Source organism: Mycobacterium sp. PTI7 (assembly GCF_056679845.1).
This window is the reverse complement of the sequence record NZ_CM155252.1, coordinates 5,784,256-5,801,406: the sequence shown is the minus strand read 5'-3', so window position 1 is coordinate 5,801,406 and position 17,151 is coordinate 5,784,256. Positions and strand designations below refer to the sequence as shown.

14 protein-coding genes, 1 tRNA gene and 1 pseudogene are annotated in these 17,151 nt (G+C 68.6%); 10 read left to right on the top strand and 6 right to left on the bottom strand.

Annotated elements, in window-relative coordinates; all coding sequences use genetic code 11:
• Positions 1-177 precede the first annotated feature (177 nt).
• Entirely contained in the window at positions 178-1,956 is a 1,779-nt protein-coding gene (locus AC1MEY_RS27965) for a hypothetical protein (RefSeq protein WP_480228571.1), read from the top strand.
• 23 nt (positions 1,957-1,979) lie between these two features.
• Here the strand turns inward: AC1MEY_RS27965 and AC1MEY_RS27960 are convergent.
• Positions 1,980-2,102: pseudogene (locus AC1MEY_RS27960) on the bottom strand (low molecular weight phosphatase family protein); the annotation flags it as partial.
• Positions 2,103-2,491: 389 nt separating this feature from the next.
• Here AC1MEY_RS27960 and AC1MEY_RS27955 point away from each other — a divergent pair.
• The 3 genes from AC1MEY_RS27955 (at position 2,492) to AC1MEY_RS27945 (ending at position 4,830) form a co-directional block, all read left to right on the top strand.
• A complete protein-coding gene (locus AC1MEY_RS27955) occupies positions 2,492-2,707 on the top strand; it encodes a hypothetical protein (protein ID WP_480228570.1) in 216 nt (71 codons plus the stop codon).
• A 176-nt stretch (positions 2,708-2,883) separates the two neighbouring features.
• Positions 2,884-3,741: a DUF4268 domain-containing protein gene (locus tag AC1MEY_RS27950; protein WP_480228569.1), complete on the top strand. Its 858-nt coding sequence runs from the start codon at positions 2,884-2,886 to the stop codon at positions 3,739-3,741.
• Positions 3,742-4,284: 543 nt separating this feature from the next.
• Positions 4,285-4,830, top strand: a complete 546-nt coding sequence (locus AC1MEY_RS27945) for a hypothetical protein (RefSeq protein WP_480228568.1) — start codon at positions 4,285-4,287, stop codon at positions 4,828-4,830.
• A 601-nt stretch (positions 4,831-5,431) separates the two neighbouring features.
• Here AC1MEY_RS27945 and AC1MEY_RS27940 read toward each other — a convergent pair.
• A tRNA-Tyr gene (locus AC1MEY_RS27940) sits at positions 5,432-5,514 on the bottom strand.
• Positions 5,515-5,634: 120 nt separating this feature from the next.
• Between AC1MEY_RS27940 and AC1MEY_RS27935 the strand changes: the two genes are divergently transcribed.
• Together AC1MEY_RS27935 and AC1MEY_RS27930 are read left to right on the top strand one after the other, a co-directional pair.
• Positions 5,635-6,126 (top strand): YajQ family cyclic di-GMP-binding protein, encoded by a 492-nt coding sequence (locus AC1MEY_RS27935; protein WP_163796843.1) that lies wholly within the window; start codon positions 5,635-5,637, stop codon positions 6,124-6,126.
• Between the two features lie 155 nt (positions 6,127-6,281).
• Positions 6,282-7,307 (top strand): NAD(P)H-dependent glycerol-3-phosphate dehydrogenase, encoded by a 1,026-nt coding sequence (locus tag AC1MEY_RS27930; protein ID WP_480228567.1) that lies wholly within the window; start codon positions 6,282-6,284, stop codon positions 7,305-7,307.
• A 12-nt stretch (positions 7,308-7,319) separates the two neighbouring features.
• Here AC1MEY_RS27930 and AC1MEY_RS27925 read toward each other — a convergent pair whose 3' ends face one another.
• The 3 genes from AC1MEY_RS27925 to grcC1 form a co-directional block, all read right to left on the bottom strand.
• Positions 7,320-7,862 (bottom strand): hypothetical protein, encoded by a 543-nt coding sequence (locus AC1MEY_RS27925; protein WP_480228566.1) that lies wholly within the window; start codon positions 7,860-7,862, stop codon positions 7,320-7,322.
• 198 nt (positions 7,863-8,060) lie between these two features.
• Positions 8,061-8,939 carry a zinc metalloprotease HtpX gene (htpX, locus tag AC1MEY_RS27920; RefSeq protein ID WP_480228565.1) on the bottom strand — a complete coding sequence of 293 codons (879 nt, stop codon included), beginning with the start codon at positions 8,937-8,939 and terminating at the stop codon, positions 8,061-8,063.
• Between the two features lie 74 nt (positions 8,940-9,013).
• Positions 9,014-10,021 carry a nonaprenyl/(2E,6E)-farnesyl/geranylgeranyl diphosphat synthase gene (grcC1, locus tag AC1MEY_RS27915; RefSeq protein ID WP_480228564.1) on the bottom strand — a complete coding sequence of 336 codons (1,008 nt, stop codon included), beginning with the start codon at positions 10,019-10,021 and terminating at the stop codon, positions 9,014-9,016.
• A 20-nt stretch (positions 10,022-10,041) separates the two neighbouring features.
• Here grcC1 and menJ point away from each other — a divergent pair, with 20 nt between their 5' ends.
• From menJ to AC1MEY_RS27900, 3 genes are all read left to right on the top strand, one after another.
• Positions 10,042-11,259, top strand: coding sequence for a menaquinone reductase (menJ, locus tag AC1MEY_RS27910; RefSeq protein ID WP_480228563.1), 1,218 nt, complete (start codon positions 10,042-10,044; stop codon positions 11,257-11,259).
• A 148-nt stretch (positions 11,260-11,407) separates the two neighbouring features.
• A complete protein-coding gene (locus AC1MEY_RS27905) occupies positions 11,408-14,167 on the top strand; it encodes a helix-turn-helix transcriptional regulator (protein ID WP_480228562.1) in 2,760 nt (919 codons plus the stop codon).
• 193 nt (positions 14,168-14,360) lie between these two features.
• Positions 14,361-15,320, top strand: a complete 960-nt coding sequence (locus tag AC1MEY_RS27900) for an alpha/beta hydrolase (RefSeq protein ID WP_480228561.1) — start codon at positions 14,361-14,363, stop codon at positions 15,318-15,320.
• A gap of 120 nt (positions 15,321-15,440) precedes the next feature.
• Here the strand turns inward: AC1MEY_RS27900 and AC1MEY_RS27895 are convergent, their stop codons facing one another.
• Positions 15,441-16,130, bottom strand: coding sequence for a demethylmenaquinone methyltransferase (locus AC1MEY_RS27895; RefSeq protein ID WP_480228560.1), 690 nt, complete (start codon positions 16,128-16,130; stop codon positions 15,441-15,443).
• 104 nt (positions 16,131-16,234) lie between these two features.
• Here AC1MEY_RS27895 and AC1MEY_RS27890 point away from each other — a divergent pair, with 104 nt between their 5' ends.
• Positions 16,235-17,059 (top strand): SDR family oxidoreductase, encoded by an 825-nt coding sequence (locus tag AC1MEY_RS27890; RefSeq protein WP_480228559.1) that lies wholly within the window; start codon positions 16,235-16,237, stop codon positions 17,057-17,059.
• The last annotated feature ends 92 nt before the right edge of the window (positions 17,060-17,151 follow it).

Genomic DNA, 17,151 nt, shown 5'->3' with positions numbered 1-17,151 from the left:
CGGCACCGGGAACTCCGTGGTTCCCGCTCATCTGATCCCCGAGAGCCGTTTCCTTTTGTGGGCCGTGATCGCGCGATGACCAGTTTCCAGTTAGTCACCAGCAAGTAGCTGGGATGGCCCATACTCGGCTGGATGCGCTAGGGGCTGCCTGCCGCACGGTGCAGAGGAGTCTTCGCGGTGAGTGGTGTTCGTTACGTCGGTCGGGTCGGTGCGTTGGCGGTCGCGTTGGGGGCGGGCGCGATGATCGTCTCGCCGTGGGCAGCATCGGCGGATTCCGTTGATCAGGGTTCGGCGACGCGCGGAGCGGCCGGCCCCACGACGCAGGTCGCGTCGGGCGACTGTTCGGATCCGTTGTGCGTGTTGATGATCGGCTCGGCGGGAGTCGTGCCGCCCGCGCCCACGGACGCCTTTGGTGTTCCGCAGGCGCGGGTGATGCCGCTGGCGGCGGCGACGCCGGCGCCGGGCGATGACCCGATCGGGGCGTTCATCCGCTTGTTCATCGGTAACGGAGCCGACGCCGCAGCCGACTGCGAGGGCTTGGCGTGCAATGGCGGCAACGGTGGCTTCCTCCTGGGATCGGGTGGCCGTGGCGCCAATGGCGGTGCGGGCGGCTATTCCGGGCTGATCGGGTTCGGTGGTGCCGGCGGGAACGCCGCGCTCGGATCGGGGATGGCCGGTGGCGCCGGCGGGCGCGGTGGACTGCTGATCGGCAGCGGTGGAGACGGCGGCAACGGTGGCTCGGCGATGTCGGGTGCCGACGGTGCGACGGGCCAGCCGGGTATCGCAGGCGGTAGCGGTGGCGCGGGTGGCCGGGGCGGCGCGGGCGGGCTGCTCATCGGCAATGGCGGTGCCGGCGGGGCGGGCGGCGCCGGCGGGGACGGCGGGAACGGTGGGTCGGGCGCAAACGGTCTGTCGGGCAGCGTGGCCGGTGAAAGCGGCAAGGACGGCATCGCAGGCGGATCCGGGGGCACCGGCGGTGCGGGTGGCAACGCGGGTGTCGGTGGTAGCTCCTACGTGTTCGGTGCTTCCGGCGCGGCGGGCGTCAACGGCGATGGGGGTGACGGAGGCAGCGGCGGCAGCGGGGGCAACGGCGGCAACGGCGTGCGCGGCGCGAACGGTGTCGCGGGTGCGAACGGCGTGGACGGTGCGAAGGCGACCGCCGACCGGGTGGACGGAGGATTCGGCACGGACGGTCAGGACGGCGGGGCCGGTCAGGACGGCGGCAACGGCGGCAACGGCGGCGCAATCGGCGCTCCGGGTGTCGGCGGCGCCGCGGGGACCGGCGGGACCGGTGGCGTAGCCGGTGTCGGCGGCGTCGAGGTCGGCGTTCAAGGCAACGGCGGCAACGGGTCGGACGGCGGCAGCGGCAGCAACGGTGGTGACGGCGGCAACGGCGGTAGCGCCATGGCCTCCGCCGTCGGTGGTGTCGGCGGTGACGGAGGTGACGTCGGCGCCGGCGGCCAGGCCGGTATCGGCGGCACCGGTGCCTCCGTCGGGGCGTCAGGCACGCGCGGTGCCGACGGCCTTGTCGCCGGCAACGGCGGGAATGGCGGTGACGGAAAGAGCGTCGGCGGTACGAACAACAGCGCCGGACCCGGCGGCAGGGGTGGCAACGGTGTCAGTGGCCCCGGCGGAAACGGCGGGAACGGCGGAGAGCTGTCCTCCACGGATGACTCCGGGTCCTTTCACTTCGGCGGCAACGGTGGTGATGGTGGCGACAGCCAGTCCGGCACGGGCGGCGTCGGAGGAACGGGCGGTGACTCCTTTCGCACCGGCGGATCGGGTACCAACTACGCGGGCAATGGCGGTAAGGGCGGCAACAGCCAGACCGGCGTGGGCGGCGACGGCGGCGACGGCGGATCCACTACCGGTGCGCCGAACCGCAACAACCCCGGCGCGGGTGGGGCCGGAGGCACCGGAGGCGCGGGCAACGGCGATCCCGGCGCAAACGGCTAGCCTCTCGCGCGGGAGATCGCTCGTCAGATGAGGTCGTGGCGGACCCGGGCAGTGGTCTCGTCGCGGATCAGGCGCATTCGTTCGATGCCGCGCTCGGCGGGTTCGTCGGTGTCCCGGTTCTCGACCCGCGTCCCGGGCAGCGGGTTGTCGGGAGTGGGTGTCAGCTGCTTTACGACCGAAGCGGACCATCGCCGGCGGCTGTCGGGTCCGATGGTTAGCGCCAGGCAAGGCCTCTAGGGGGCTTCGCAGGTGTTGGGGTGACGCTGGGGTGGCCGACGGATTCACAGGCCGTCATTGTTGGTGTTTGCAACGACGAGCTGTGTTGGCACTTCGACCACGGTCCAGGTCAGGTGGTTGGCTGGGTTGGTCTTCTCAAGGTTCCCTTGCTCCACTTACGGGCGGCCTGCGGACGACTAACGGACAGCCCATGCTCGACCGCGGCTATCCGCTGGACGTTCGCTTGCAAATTCCGTGGCATAGGACGGGGCCTGGCTACGGTGGTTGATGCAAGGATGACCCGGGGGGGTGATTCAACATGGATGCATTGCAGAGTGCAGCACGGGCTTACACCAAGGAAAAAGCCACGCGGGCGGCGGAGCTGCGCGAACCTCTGAAGCGGGTGCGTGCGGTAACCGTTCTTCATCACGCTGCTGACCTCATCCGTGCCCACAGCAGTAACGAGGGCGTGGCCGCTGAAGTCGAGCGAATCGCAGACCGAATTGCAGCCTCCCTTGCCGACAACTCGGGGTAGCAGATTAATCAGTAGATATTGCCACGTCTTCAGCCACGGTCTTAGTGTGCGATGCCAACCGAACGGAGTTAACTGTGACAGACCCTAACCTTGGTCGGCTGACGCCAGTGCCACCTCGGGAGGTATGGCCTCATGAGGCGCTCAACTTCACACCATGGTTACTGGCGAACGTCGACGTGCTGAGCGAGCTGCTGGGGATGGACCTCGTCCTGGAGGTTGCGGAGCACCCGGTTGGAGGCTTCTCATTGGACCTGCTGGGCCGCGACCTGTCCGATGAATCCGTCGTCATCGTCGAGAACCAGTTAGATGCATCCGACCACGGCCACCTCGGCCAGATCCTCACCTACGCGGCGGGCACCAACCCCACCACGATCGTCTGGATCAACACTGGATTTCGACCTGAACACCGTGCGGCGCTGGACTGGCTGAACGAACACACCGGCCCCGAGATCCGGTTCTTTGGCGTCGAGATCGAGGTAGTTCGCATCGGGGAGTCAGCCCCTGCCCCTAATTTCAAAATTGCAGTGAAGCCGAACGACTGGCAGAAGCGAGTCAAGGCGGGCACTGCAGCGGGGGCGAACGGAATGGCTAAGCTCTACTGGGATTTCTGGGAGCAATTTCGCGCTAGAGTAATTACCGAACATCCAGACTGGACCAATCAGAAGACGTCAAACCGCGGCAACTGGTACGGCTTGCCTACTGGACTGGGCGCAGCCTCGCTCGACTCAGCATTCACCCGTCAGGGCCTAGCAGTCCAGCTTAACTTCGACGGTCCCGACCCGTCGATCAATACCGCTCGCTTCGAGGCATTGCACGAAAGGCGACAGCAGTTCGAGCAGGCGTTAGGGGAACAGCCAGTGTGGGATGACCTAGCGGGCCGGAAGTCTGCCCGTGTGTCCTTCACTTCCGAGTTCAGCGACGTAACAGATGTTGATCAATGGCCAGAGATGATTGCCTGGTTACTCGACCAGCACGTGCGATTCAGACGAGCCATCCAGGTGGCAGGAGGTCTGGGGGCCCCCGTAGTGAACTGAGTCGGGCCACCTAACGCGTTCACCATGCGCCGGTCTTCAGTCCCTCGCACATGATGGGCAGTAGTTCGCCTATCAGCTTCTGCGAGACTCCGGGGTTGTTGAGGACCTGAATAGAGAGGTCTTCGGAGGATGCCATGGCTCCGATGCCCGCGCCGACAAACTCGTTCTGCAAGTCTGGGCTGGCGGAGAAGCGGTGGCCTGCTCGTCGGGGACGTCGGGAGGACGGCGGGGCGAAGCTCGACAGAGGCGTCGAGGGCGCCGGTTCCGCAGTACCGCCTAAAGATTGGCAAGAAGTCCTACAGCCTGGAGGTCCACGTCGGCACGCTCCCGACGGCCGGATAAGGCGTCGGCAATTGTGGGCGACCTGCAGAGCCAGTACGCCGGACGTGACGACGTACACATTGTGACCCGCACGCCTTCCAAGATGGGTGTCATAGGAGTCCGCGTAGCTCTCGGTACTCGACGTCGCCGACCGTTTGGGCTCGGACCCACCGGGCCTGCCGGGCCGACCGGGCCACAGAACTTCAGTCGCCCCTGCTCGTCGTGAGCGCCGACCAGCAGCGCCCCGATGCTGTTGCGGTTGGGTCCTTCACCGGGCAGCCATCCGCCGATGGCGAACTCACTGCCCTCCATCGACATCGTCGACTGGCTCATGGACGAACGAAACTGGATGAGCAAACCCAGCCAGTGCCGCGTGGTGGGCCGCTAGAGTCGTCTGCCATGGCAAACCGACAATGGGAATACACAATTGTCGACACGATTATCAGTTTCTGGCGCGACGACACGGCTCAGATCACAGGCTGGCTAGAGGATCTGAATAATCTCGGCGCGGCTGGATGGGAGGTGATAGGTCCCGTGGACATTCAAGCGAAGGGCACCAATCAAACCCACTGGCCGATTCTGTTACTCAAGCGCGAACTGCCAAGTGTTGAGTTCGAAGCGACCGCCCAGTGCGTTCAATGCGGCTTAGACACTGTCGGCTACCTGGTTCAGCGGTCTGCCATGGAGAGCGGTGAAGTACTCGAAGTAGGTCGGCAGGGCCCAGCATGCTGGAACACCGACTGCGTTGCCAACGCGCTGGAGGTCTAATCGGATTCCTCGGCTCGGCTTTGCTGACACCGACCCTCGGCCGGTGTCAGGGACTACGTCGACGGCGAGGTACCGGTAGACCGTGGCATGGGAAACGCCGGGCGTCTTCGCGGCAGACGACTGACGACACCGTGGCGCTGAAGTACAACACCGGGCACCTGCAACGCCAGCACCGCCCACCGTGCGATACCAATGACAAAGTCGCGGACCTGGGGCAATTGGGTCATGTGGTGCAAATCGATCCGCTACCGCCGCAGTGACAGCCCGTATCAAAATCGAGCGGTTCTGTGGCTGCTGTTCGCACATGTCTGCTGTGCCGCTGTGACCCCGCGCAGTGCCACTGAGCGCGCCACCGTCATTTAGCCGCGCAACGCGGAATGCTCCGGCTACAACTCACAGTCCGCGTGGCTCAGAAGGACACATTGGGTGGTGGCCGTCGCGTTCCACAGAGCCGCTGCAACTACTGCCGACGCTCTGCGGAGGCTCTGCGGAGGCTCTGCGGAGGCTTTGCGGAGGCTCTGCGGAGGCTTTGCGGAGGCTCTGCGGACGGTCGTATCCCAGAACGCAGTCAGGCCCCCTCGGAAGGGGGCCTGACACGTCGTGGCAGGTACAGGATTCGAACCTGTGTAGGCGTTAGCCGACGGATTTACAGTCCGCTCCCATTGGCCGCTCGGGCAACCTGCCGGGTTGCAACCAATCCCACGGTGTTCAATGGTCGAGGACCTTCGTGGTTTGGCGCGACTAGCAGGGTACAACGAAGATGGTTCCAAGACGAAAACGCATGAACCTCGTGAGGAGGATCCAGTGGCTGATTCCAGCTTCGACGTCGTCAGCAAGGCCGATCGCCAAGAGGTCGACAACGCGCTCAACCAGGCGGCCAAGGAGTTGTCCACCCGCTTTGACTTCCGCGGCACCGACACCACCATCGAGTGGCAGGGCGAGGAGGGCATCATCCTCGTGTCGTCCACCGAGGAGCGCGTGAAGGCAGCCGTCGACGTCTTCAAGGAGAAGCTGATCCGACGCGACATCTCGATGAAGGCCTTCGACGCCGGCGATCCGCAGCCGTCGGGCAAGACCTACAAGGTCATCGGCAGCATCAAGCAGGGCATCGACAGCGAGAACGCCAAGAAGATCACCAAGCTCATCCGCGACGAGGGCCCCAAGGGCGTCAAGGCGCAGATCCAGGGCGAGGAGATCCGCGTCAGCTCCAAGAAGCGCGACGATCTGCAGGCCGTGCAGTCACTGCTGCGGGGCGCCGACCTCGAGGTCGCGCTGCAGTTCGTCAACTACCGGTAGGTGCCGCCGCTCCCCTGCCGGGTGTGGGGTTGAGCCACGGTTTTCTCGTCGGACCGTGGCGGTAATCGACGTTCGGCGGGGAACGCGGCGGCGACGCGTACTTCTGGCAACGGAAAGCGCCCTCCCCGAGCGACGCGCGGCAATACGCTGACGCCATGGCACCCTCTCAACGCGAACCCAAGGTCGTCGTCCTCGGCGGCGGCTCCTGGGGCACCACCGTCGCCTCCATCTGTGCGCGGCGAGGACCGACGCTGCAGTGGGTGCGCTCGGAGGAGACCGCGAAGGACATCAACGACAACCACCGCAACACCCGCTACCTCGGCGACGACACCGAACTGCCGGAAGACCTGAAGGCCACCAACGACTTCAGCGAGGCCGCCAACTGTGCCGACGTGATCGTCATGGGGGTGCCGTCTCACGGGTTCCGCAACGTCCTCACCGAGCTGGCCAAGGAACTGCGCCCGTGGGTGCCGGTCGTGTCGCTGGTGAAGGGCCTCGAGCAGGGCACCAACATGCGGATGAGTCAGATCGTCGATGAGGTGCTGCCCGGACACCCCGCGGGGATCCTGGCCGGACCGAACATCGCCCGGGAGGTCGCCGACGGATACGCCGCCGCGGCCGTGCTCGCGATGCCCGATCAGCGGCTCGCCGCCAACCTGGGAAAGCTGTTCCGCACCAAGCGTTTCCGCACCTACACCACCGACGACGTGATCGGCGTCGAGATCGCCGGCGCGCTGAAGAACGTCTACGCCATCGCCGTCGGCATGGGGTACTCGCTCGGCATCGGCGAGAACACCCGGGCCATGGTCATGGCGCGGGCGGTCCGCGAGATGTCCAAGCTCGGCGAGGCGGTCGGCGGGCACCGCGACACGTTCGCCGGCCTGGCCGGCATGGGCGACCTGATCGTCACCTGCACCAGCCAGCGCAGCCGCAACCGGTACGTCGGCGAGCAGCTCGGCGCGGGCAAGCCGATCTCCGAGATCATCGAGTCGATGAACCAGGTCGCCGAGGGCGTCAAGGCCGCCAGCGTGATCATGGAGTTCGCCGAGAAGTACGGGCTCAACATGCCGATCGCCCGGGAGGTCGACGGCGTCATCAACCACGGGTCGACGGTCGAGGACGCCTACCGCGGGCTGGTGGCCGAGAAGCCCGGCCACGAGGTGCACGGCTCGGGCTTCTGAGCCGGCCGGCGACTAGTTGAAGTACGGGTTGGTGCCCTCGGGGCGGTCGAGCAGCGGGTTCGACGCGTTCATGATGAAGCTGCCTGCCGGGCTCAGCACGAAGCCGGCCTGGTCGAAGTTGTTCTGGCACACCGTGTTGGTGCCATCGAAGCCGCACGTGACGTTGCGGAAGCTGATCCGCGAGCCGGCGGGCAGCGGCTTGGCGTCGGCGGCCACCCCGTCGTAGATCGGGGCGGCGGCGTTGGAGAAACCGGGCGCGCCCACCTGGCCACCGCTGACCACGTTGGCGGCGTTCGGCGCGGCGGGTAGCGCACCACTGCAGCCGTAGCCGCCGGTGCCGCGGCTCATCACGCAGGTGACGCCGTTGCCGACCGTGAACGAGTAGAAGCTGCCGTCCATCGCGGCGAACTCCGAGGGCTTCACCGGCGCGAACGCGTTGACGTTGGGCAGGGGTGGTGGTGGCGGCGCCGGTTCCGGTTCGGCGGCCGCGACGGCGGATCCACCCAACGCCACTGCCCCCGCAGCAACCAGGCCGGTCAGGATTCTGCTCAACACGCGCTCAGAGTAGAGCAGGCGATGGGCGGGCGCTCGGTTACCTCGTCGCGGGATCGTCACCTCGTGATCATCGGCGCGAGGGCGGCGAACGTTAGCTGCGACGAGCGTGCGAGAACTCGGGTTCTGCGACGGCGTGTCGCCCGCAGACACGCACGCTCGCGGAAGGACGGTCTCCCGAGAAAGGTCCGCGAAGGTCGGTCAGTAGTGGCCGGGGGGACGGCCGGCCATCTGTTCGAGACGGGCGATGCGGTCGGCCATCGGCGGGTGGGTCGAGAAGAGCTTGCCGATCTTCTCGCCCGCGCGGAACGGGTTGGCGATCATCAGGTGCGCCTGGTCGGCGAGCTTCGGGTCCGGCGGCAGCGGCGCCACCTCGACGCCGCGGCTGATCTTGCGCAGCGCGTTCGCCAGGGCCAGCGGGTCGCCGGTCAGCTCGGCGCCGGACTGGTCGGCCTGGTACTCCCGCGACCGCGACACCGCCAGCCGGATCACCGTGGCGGCGATCGGGCCGAGCAGTGAAACCAGCAGGATCGCAAAGGGATTGGTGCCACCCTCGCGGTTGCCGCCGAAGATGCTCGCGAAGAACGCGAGGTTGGCCAGCGCCGTGATGATCGACGCCATCGCGCCCGCCACGCAGGAGATCAGGATGTCGCGGTTGTACACGTGCGACAGCTCGTGGCCCAGCACGGCGCGCAGCTCGCGCTCGTCGAGGATGCGCAGGATGCCGGTGGTGCAGCAGACCGCGGCGTTGCGCGGATTGCGTCCGGTCGCGAACGCGTTCGGGGCGTCGGTGTCGCTGATGTAGAGCCGCGGCATCGGCTGGTGCGCGGCGTTGGCCAGCTCCCGCACGATCCGGTACATCGCGGGCGCCTGCAGCTCGGTGACGGGCTGGGCGTGCATCGCCTTGAGCGCCATCTTGTCGCTGTTGAAGTACACGTAGGCGTTCATGCCGACGGCGAACAGCACCGCCAGGAACATCACGTTGCGGCCGAACAGCGCGCCGATGAAGACGATCAGCGCGGAGAACCCGACCAGCAACATGAACGTCTTGAGACGGTTCGCGTGCGGATGCCAGGTCATCGGCGTTCTCCCATCAACTCGGAAAGCTCTTCGCTCCAGTCAAACGCCCGAGACGGCCTCGGAGGTTCCGGAGTTCAGCCGTCCCGGTTGATCGTGTACTCGACCAGGCCCGCGAGCGCGTCGCGACCCGGCCCCGCGGGCAGGTGCTCGAGTTCGGCACGCGCGTCGGCGGCGTACCGGGCGACCGTTTCCTTGGCCTGCACGATGCCGCGTGACGAACGCAACAGCGCCAATGCCTCGGCCACCTCGTCGTCCTTCTCGAGGGGGTTCTGCAGCAGCACCCGCAGCCGGTCGGCGTCGGGTCCGGTCTCGCGCAGCGCGAACAGCACGGGCAGCGTGTGCACGCCCTCGCGCAGATCGGTGCCGGGCACCTTGCCGGACTCGTCGGGGTCGCTGTCGATGTCGATGATGTCGTCGGAGATCTGGAACGCCGTGCCGACGATGCCGCCGAGCCGCGCCAGCCGCTCGATCTGCGCGTCGTCGGAGCCGGAGAACGTCGCACCGAACCGGCCCGACGCGGCGATCAGACAGGCGGTCTTCTCGTAGACCACCTTGAGGTAGTGCTCGACGGAGTCGACGTTGTCGGCGGCGCCGCGGGTCTCCCGCATCTGGCCCGTGACCAGCTGCGCGAAGGTGTCGGCGATGATCCGCACGGCCTCCGGACCGAGGCGCGACACCAGCCGCGACGCCGTCGCGAAGAGGTAGTCGCCGGCCAGGATCGCGATGTTGTTGCCCCACCGCGCGTTGGCGCTGTCGGCGCCGCGGCGCACCTGCGCCTCGTCCATGACGTCGTCGTGGTAGAGCGTCGCGAGGTGCACCAGCTCGATGACGGCGCCCGCGACGGTCACCTGCCACGCGTCGGGTTCGGGACCCAGCTGCGCGGACAGCACGGTGAACAGCGGGCGGAAGCGCTTGCCGCCGGCCTTGAACAGGTGCTGTACCGCCTCCGCCATCAGCTCGTCGGACTTGCCCAGCTCGGTGGCCATCAGATCCTCGACGCGGGCCACTCCGTCACGCACTTGCGCGGCAAAGTCGGCATCGCCGAAGTCCACGCCCGCGACCACGGTCGCCGGTGTCTTCATTGCTCCAACATACTGGGGGGATGACGCAGCATGACGTGGTGGTGATCGGCGCCGGCCCGGCCGGTTCGTCGGCCGCCGCGTGGGCGGTCCGCCGCGGCCGCGACGTGCTGGTGATCGACTCCGCCCAGTTCCCGCGCGACAAGGCGTGCGGCGACGGGCTCACCCCGCGAGCCATCGCCGAACTCGAACGCCTGGGCCTGGGTCCGTGGCTCGACGGCCGCATCCGGCACCGCGGACTGCGGATGGCCGGCTTCGGCGCCGACGTCGAGATCGAGTGGCCGGGCCCGTCGTTCCCACCCAGCAGCAGCGCCGTCCCGCGCACCGAACTCGACGACCGCATCCGGTCGGTCGCCGTGGCCGACGGCGCCACGATGCGGCTCGGCGCGAAGGCCGTCGACGTCCGCCACCACTCCGACGGCCGGGTGTCGACGGTGGTGCTCGACTCCGGCGAGGAGATCGGCTGCGCCGAACTGATCGTCGCCGACGGCGCGCGCTCGACGCTGGGTCGCACGCTCGGCCGCGCCTGGCACCAGGAGACCGTCTACGGCGTCGCGATCCGCGGCTACGTCGCGAGTCCGCGCGCCGACGAGCCGTGGATCACCTCCCACCTCGAGCTGCGCTCCCCCGCCGGTGACGTGCTGCCCGGCTACGGCTGGATCTTCCCGCTGGGCAACGGCGAGGTGAACATCGGCGTCGGAGCGCTCGCCACCACCAAGCGGCCGGCCGACGCGGCGCTGCGACCGCTGATGGCCTACTACGCCGACCTGCGCCGCGAGGAGTGGGGACTCACCGGTCAGCCGCGCGCCGGCCTGTCGGCGCTGCTGCCGATGGGTGGGGCCGTCTCCCACGTGGCCGGACCGAACTGGATGCTGATCGGCGACGCCGCCGCGTGTGTGAACCCGCTCAACGGCGAGGGCATCGACTACGGCCTCGAGACCGGTCGACTCGCCGCCGAGATGCTCGGCACCGGCGACCTCACCGAGGCGTGGCCGGCCGAGTTGCGCGGTCACTACGCGCACGGCTTCTCCGTCGCGCGACGGCTCGCCCTGCTGCTGACGATCCCCCGCTTCCTGCCCGCGGCCGGTCCGCTGGCCATGCGCTCGCACTTCCTCATGAACGTGGCGGTGCGGGTGATGGGAAACCTGGTCACCGAGGAGGACGCCGACTGGGTCGCACGGATCTGGCGGCGCGCCGGTGCGGGGTCCGCCCGGCTCGACGGTCGGTCGCCGTTCAGCTGACCTCACAGCCGCCAGGGGCTGGACGTGAGGTCGGGTAGCGTTCACACTTCGGGGCAAACTTCTTCGCGTGTGTTGAATACGCGGCGCGCTCGGCGGGGGCGCAGGTGAGCACGGGATCACAGGCCTGAGGGGGTTCGCGGAACCGCTCATGGGGAATCGAATGCGGGTGGGGGAACGTCGCGCTGAACTGCGCGCCGTCGACGAGTTCCTACGGACTGCGCAGTCGTCACCCTCGGTCCTGGTGATCGAGGGCGAAGCCGGCATCGGCAAGACGACCCTGTGGCAGGGGGCCGTGGAGCACGCCGTCGAGCGCGGTTTCCGCGTGCTGTCCGCCCGAGCCGAACAGGCCCAGACCGGCACCGCCTTCTGCGTGCTCGCCGACCTGCTGGCCGACGTCGACGCCGAGATCGTCGAGACGCTGCCACACGTCCAGCGCGTCGCCCTCGACCGCGTCCGGACCGACGAGTGCGACGCCGGGCCGGCCACCGACGAGCGGATCGTCGCGTCGGCCTTCCTCGTGCTGCTCGACCGGCTGGCCGCCGTCACCCCCGTGCTCGTCGCCATCGACGACCTCCAGTGGCTCGACTCCTCGAGCCGGTCCGTCCTGGCCTTCAGCGCCCGGCGGCTCAAGGGCCGGGTCGGCGTCATCGCCGCCGAGCGCACCGAGGGCCACGCGGTCGGCGGCGCCTGGCTGCAGGTCAACGCCACCCAGGGCGTCAGCCGCGTCCGCGTGGCGCCGCTGAGCATGACGGGCCTGCACACGGTCCTCACCGGTCGGCTCGGACACGGCTTCTCGCGCACCACGATGAACCGCATCGCCGAGCTGTCCGGCGGCAATCCGTTCTACGCACTCGAGCTGGCGCGCGCGCTCGAGGGCCGGCCCGCCACCGACCAGTCCGCACTGCCCGGCTCGCTCGCCGACCTCGTCGAGTCCCGCCTCGTCCGGCTGCCCACCGATGCCCTCGACGTCCTGCTCGCCGCGTCGTGCGTCGGCACGGCGACGGTCGACCTGCTCGCCAGGGTCACCGGCCGCACCGCCGTCGAGGTGGTCGAGTCGATCGAGGAGGCCGAGACCGACGGGATCGTGACGATCGAAGGCAACCGCGTCCAGTTCACCCACCCGCTGCTGGCCCGCGGCGTGCACGGCATGGCGGATCCCGCGCGCCGACGCGACACGCACCGCGCGCTGGCCGGCATCGTCGAGCTGCCCGAGATGCGCGCCCGCCACCTCGCCCTGTCGTCGACCACCGCGGACGCCGAGACGCTGCGCGCGCTCGACGAGGCCGCCGTCACCGCACGCACCCGGGGTGCGCCATCGGCCGCGGCCGAACTGGTCGAACTCGCGATGGGGCTCGGTGGCGACGACGACGAGCGCCGCATCCAGGCCGCCGAGTACCACTTCCACGCCGGCGACACCCGCCGCGCCCACGAACTGCTGGCGGCGGTGCTCGAGACGTTGCCGCCCGGATTGCAGCGCGCCCGGGCCGCGAACATCCTCGCCACGATCCGGACCTACGACGACAGCGTCGGCGACGCGGTGACGCTGTTGACGGCGGCCCTGCCCGACGCGACGGGCGATCCGCGTCTGATGGCCAGCTGTCTGCTGCAGCTGGCGTTCGCGCACTTCATGGAGAACGACTTCACCGTCGCGTTCGAGCGGGTCGAGCAGGCCGCCGCATACATCCGCGACCTCGACGACGCCGCCCTGACGAGCCAGGTCCTCACCATGTCGGCGCTCGTCACGCTGATGTTCGGCAGCGTCGTCGACGAGGACGACATGGTTCGCGCGCTCGAACTGGAGGACCGGGATGCCGAGGTCCCCATCCTGTTCCGCGCGAGCGTGGTCGACGTGATCGTCCGCAGTTGGGCAGGCCACATCGAGGAGGCCCGCGCCGGGTCGCTGGACATGCGCCGGTACTGCCTCGAGCGCGGCGCGGAAAGCGACCTGATGGTGATCGCGAGCCATCGCTCGATGATCGAGATCTGGCGCGGCGACTTCGGCGAGGCGGCGGAGAACGCGCGCGAGGCCATGGTGCATGCCGAGTTGGCAGGAACCGACCACCTGCGGGCCGCCGCCCTGGTGCTGCGCGCGACCGCCGACACCTACCTCGGCCGAACGGTCGAAGCTCGGGCCCAGGCCGCGGAGGCGCTCGAGGGGGCGCTGCGCTGCGGCTCGACCCAGCATGCGTCCTGGGCGATGATGGTCCAGGTCTTCATCGAGGTCACGCTCGGAAACCACGCCGCCGCACTCGGCATCCTGGCACGCGCGAACGAGATGTCTTCCGAGGGCCGCAGTGGCGGCATCATGACCGCGCTGTACCTCCCCGACGCCATCGAAGCGTTGATCGGGCTCGGGCAGTTCGACGAGGCCGACCCCCTGATCGCCACCCTCGAGGCCAGCGGCCGCGACCTGGACCGCGCCTTCGTCAGCGCGGCCGGGGCCAGGTGCCGCGCGATGTGGTTCGCGGCGCGAGGCGAGGTACCGCAGGCGATCGCGGCCGCGCGCGACGCCATGCGGGAACACGACCGGGTGCCGATGCCCTTCGAGCGCGCGCGGACGCTGCTGGTGCTCGGTCAGCTCCACCGCAGGCAGCGCGCCACGACCGGCGCGGCGCAGGCGCTGACCGAGGCGGCCGCCGAGTTCGATCGGATGGGCACCCCGATCTGGGCCGCCCGCGCGAGGGCCGAACTCCGCGGCGTCCGGCAGCCCGTCGCGACCACCGGCCTCACCCCGTCCGAGCGCCGCGTCGCCGAACTCGCCGTCGACGGCATGAGCAACCGCGACCTCGCCAGGGCGCTGTCGGTGAGCCTCAAGACGGTCGAGGCCAACCTCACCCAGATCTACCGCAAGCTCGGCATCCGCTCACGCGCGCAGATCGCCCAGGCACTGCGTCCGGCGGGCGACTGACGGTTTGCCAAATGTGACCTTTCCGTCAGGGTTGACCTGCTCGGTAACGGGAACCTGGCCCGAGGCGACATTCCCGGGTGAGGCGCCAAGCAAGTAGCGTCCCCGCCCGCCTGCGACGGACTGCTGGCGTCGGCAATTCATGGAACACGATTCGACCCGGCATTCCGGCCGGTCGTAAAGGATGTGCGAACTCATGACCCAACTCAAGAACTTGCTCCGCCGGGCGACGGTCGTCGCCGCGGCGGCGCTGATGCTCCCCGGCCTGATCGCCGTGGTCGGTGGCAGCGCCACCGCCTCGGCGTACTCACGCCCCGGCCTGCCCGTCGAGACCCTGATGGTGCCGTCCGCGGCGATGGGCCGCGACATCCCCGTCCGATTCCAGGGCGGCGGCCCCAAGGCCGTCTACCTGCTCGACGGCTTGCGCGCCCGCGACGACAACAGCGGCTGGGACATCGAGACCGCGGCGTTCGAGAACTACTTCGAGTCCGGCCTCTCGGTGGTCATGCCCGTCGGTGGCATGTCGAGCTTCTACACCAACTGGCAGAACCCGGCCGTCGGCAACGGAACCACCCAGACCTACCAGTGGGAGACGTTCCTGACCTCGGAGCTGCCGAACTACTTGGCGGCCAACAAGGGCATCTCGCAGAGTGGCAACGCCGTCGTCGGTCTGTCGATGTCGGGCAGCGCCGCACTGATCCTCGCGGCCTACCACCCGGGCCAGTTCAGCTATGCCGGCTCGCTCTCGGGCTTCCTGAACCTGTCGCAGGGCATCTGGCCGACGCTGGTCGGCTTCGCGATGCGTGACGCCGGCGGCTTCGACGCCGGCGCGATGTGGGGACCCGGTGGCGGTCCGGCATGGCAGCGCAACGACCCGACGCTGCAGGCGCAGCGCCTCGTCTCCAACGGCACCCGCATCTGGGTCTACACCGGCAACGGTCGACCGGGTGACCTCGGTGGCGGCGGCGACATCGCCGGCCAGCTGCTGGAGAACATCACCCAGGACAGCAACCGCGCCTTCCAGAACGCGTACACCGCTGACGGTGGGAGCAACGGGACCTTCAACTTCCCGCCGAACGGAACCCACGGCTGGGGTTACTGGGGATCGCAGCTCAACGCGATGAAGCCGGACATCCAGCGCACGCTGGGCGCTTAAGTACCACACGTCAGATGCCGGGTGCCGTTCTTCAGGGGCACCCGGCATCTGTCGTCTCTACAGGTCCTCGGAGGTTCGGACACGAAAGACCGCTGCCGAGAGCGGGATTCGGCTTTGCTGTCAGGCCGGTTTGATGGCGGAGTGCAGTGCGACGATGCCACCGGTAAGGTTGCGCCAGCGAACCGCCGACCAGCCCGCATCCGAGATCTGTTGGGCCAGTTGCGGTTGCGTGGGCCAGGCGCGGATCGACTCGGCCAGGTAGACGTAGGCGTCGGGGTTGGACGACACCATGGTGGCCATCCGCGGAAGCGCCTGCATCAGGTACTCCTTGTAGACCGTCGCGAACGGCTTGTTCGTGGGCGTGGAGAACTCGCACACCACCAGGCGGCCGCCGGGCCGGGTCACGCGCGCCATCTCCCGCAGACCCTCGGGGTAGGGGTTCACGTTGCGGATGCCGAAGCTGATCGTGACGGCGTCGAACGTGTCGTCGGCGAACGGCAGCCGCGTCGCGTCGCCGGCCACCTTCGGCACCGGACGGGCGGCGCCCGCGGCCAACATGCCGACGGAGAAGTCGGCGGCGACGCACCACGCGCCGGACTCGGCCAGTTCGACGGTCGAGACGGCGGTACCTGCGGCGAGGTCGAGGACGCGGTCCCCCGGGCCGATGCCGAGCGCCGATCGCGTCGCGCGCCGCCACGACCGGTCCTGGCCGAGGGACAGCACCGTGTTCGTGATGTCGTACCGGCGGGCGACCCCGTCGAACATCGACGCGACCTCGTGCGGGTTCTTCTCCAGCGACGCCCTGCTCACCAGATCAAAGCTACCTGCGAATCGTCCCGATTCGGGAATGGGTGGCCGATGGTGACGTTGATGACACGAAGACGACCGATCCATACGTGACACGAGGAGACGACATGGCCGAGAAGATCTGGTTCATCACCGGCGCATCGCGCGGATTCGGGCGGGAGTGGTCGATCGCGGCGCTCGAGCGCGGCGACAAGGTGGCCGCCACCGCACGCGACACCGCCACGCTCGACGACCTGGTGGCAAAGTACGGCGACGCGCTGCTCCCCATCCGTCTGGACGTGACCGACCGCGACGCGGACTTCGCGGCGGTGCAGCAGGCACACGATCACTTCGGTCGGCTCGACATCGTGGTGAACAACGCCGGCTACGGACAGTTCGGGTTCATCGAGGAGTTGACCGAGGCCGAGGCGCGCGACCAGATCGAGACGAACGTGTTCGGCGCGCTGTGGGTGACGCAGGCCGCGCTGCCGTTCCTGCGGGCGCAGCGCAGCGGGCACATCGTGCAGGTGTCGTCGATCGGCGGCATCACAGCGTTCCAGAACGTCGGGATCTACCACGCGTCCAAGTGGGCGCTCGAGGGCTTCTCGCAGTCGCTCGCGCAGGAGGTGGAGAGCTTCGGCATCCACGTCACGCTGATCGAGCCGGGTGGGTTCTCGACGGACTGGGCGGGCCCGTCGGCCAAGCGCGCCGCCGAACTGCCGGACTACGCCGAGGTGCACGAGGAGGCCAACCGCAAGCGCGCCGAACGGATGCCGGCACCCGGTGATCCGACGGCGTCGGCGAAGGCGATCCTCAAGGTCGTCGACGCGTCCCCGCCGCCGCTGCGCGTGTTCTTCGGCGCGATGCCGCTCTCCCTGGCCAAGGCCGACTACGAGAGCCGGCTGGCGACGTGGGAGCAGTGGCAGGACGTCGCGGAGCTGGCTCAGGGCTGAGAACGCGGGCTGGGGAGCGCAGGGGCTTGGGAGCGCGGGAACCGTCCGGTCGAACTGCCCACCTCGTAGCGACAACTCGCGACAACCGCCGC

Excerpts from the sequence above, each read along its gene's own strand:
- AC1MEY_RS27955 (WP_480228570.1), top strand. The coding sequence starts at position 2,492 with ATGGATGCATTGCAGAGTGCAGCACGGGCTTACACCAAGGAAAAAGCC.
- AC1MEY_RS27930 (WP_480228567.1), top strand. The coding sequence starts at position 6,282 with ATGGCACCCTCTCAACGCGAACCCAAGGTCGTCGTCCTCGGCGGCGGC.
- htpX (WP_480228565.1), bottom strand. The coding sequence starts at position 8,939 with ATGACCTGGCATCCGCACGCGAACCGTCTCAAGACGTTCATGTTGCTG.
- grcC1 (WP_480228564.1), bottom strand. The coding sequence starts at position 10,021 with ATGAAGACACCGGCGACCGTGGTCGCGGGCGTGGACTTCGGCGATGCC.
- menJ (WP_480228563.1), top strand. The coding sequence starts at position 10,042 with ATGACGCAGCATGACGTGGTGGTGATCGGCGCCGGCCCGGCCGGTTCG.
- AC1MEY_RS27905 (WP_480228562.1), top strand. The coding sequence starts at position 11,408 with ATGGGGAATCGAATGCGGGTGGGGGAACGTCGCGCTGAACTGCGCGCC.
- AC1MEY_RS27900 (WP_480228561.1), top strand. The coding sequence starts at position 14,361 with ATGACCCAACTCAAGAACTTGCTCCGCCGGGCGACGGTCGTCGCCGCG.
- AC1MEY_RS27890 (WP_480228559.1), top strand. The coding sequence starts at position 16,235 with ATGGCCGAGAAGATCTGGTTCATCACCGGCGCATCGCGCGGATTCGGG.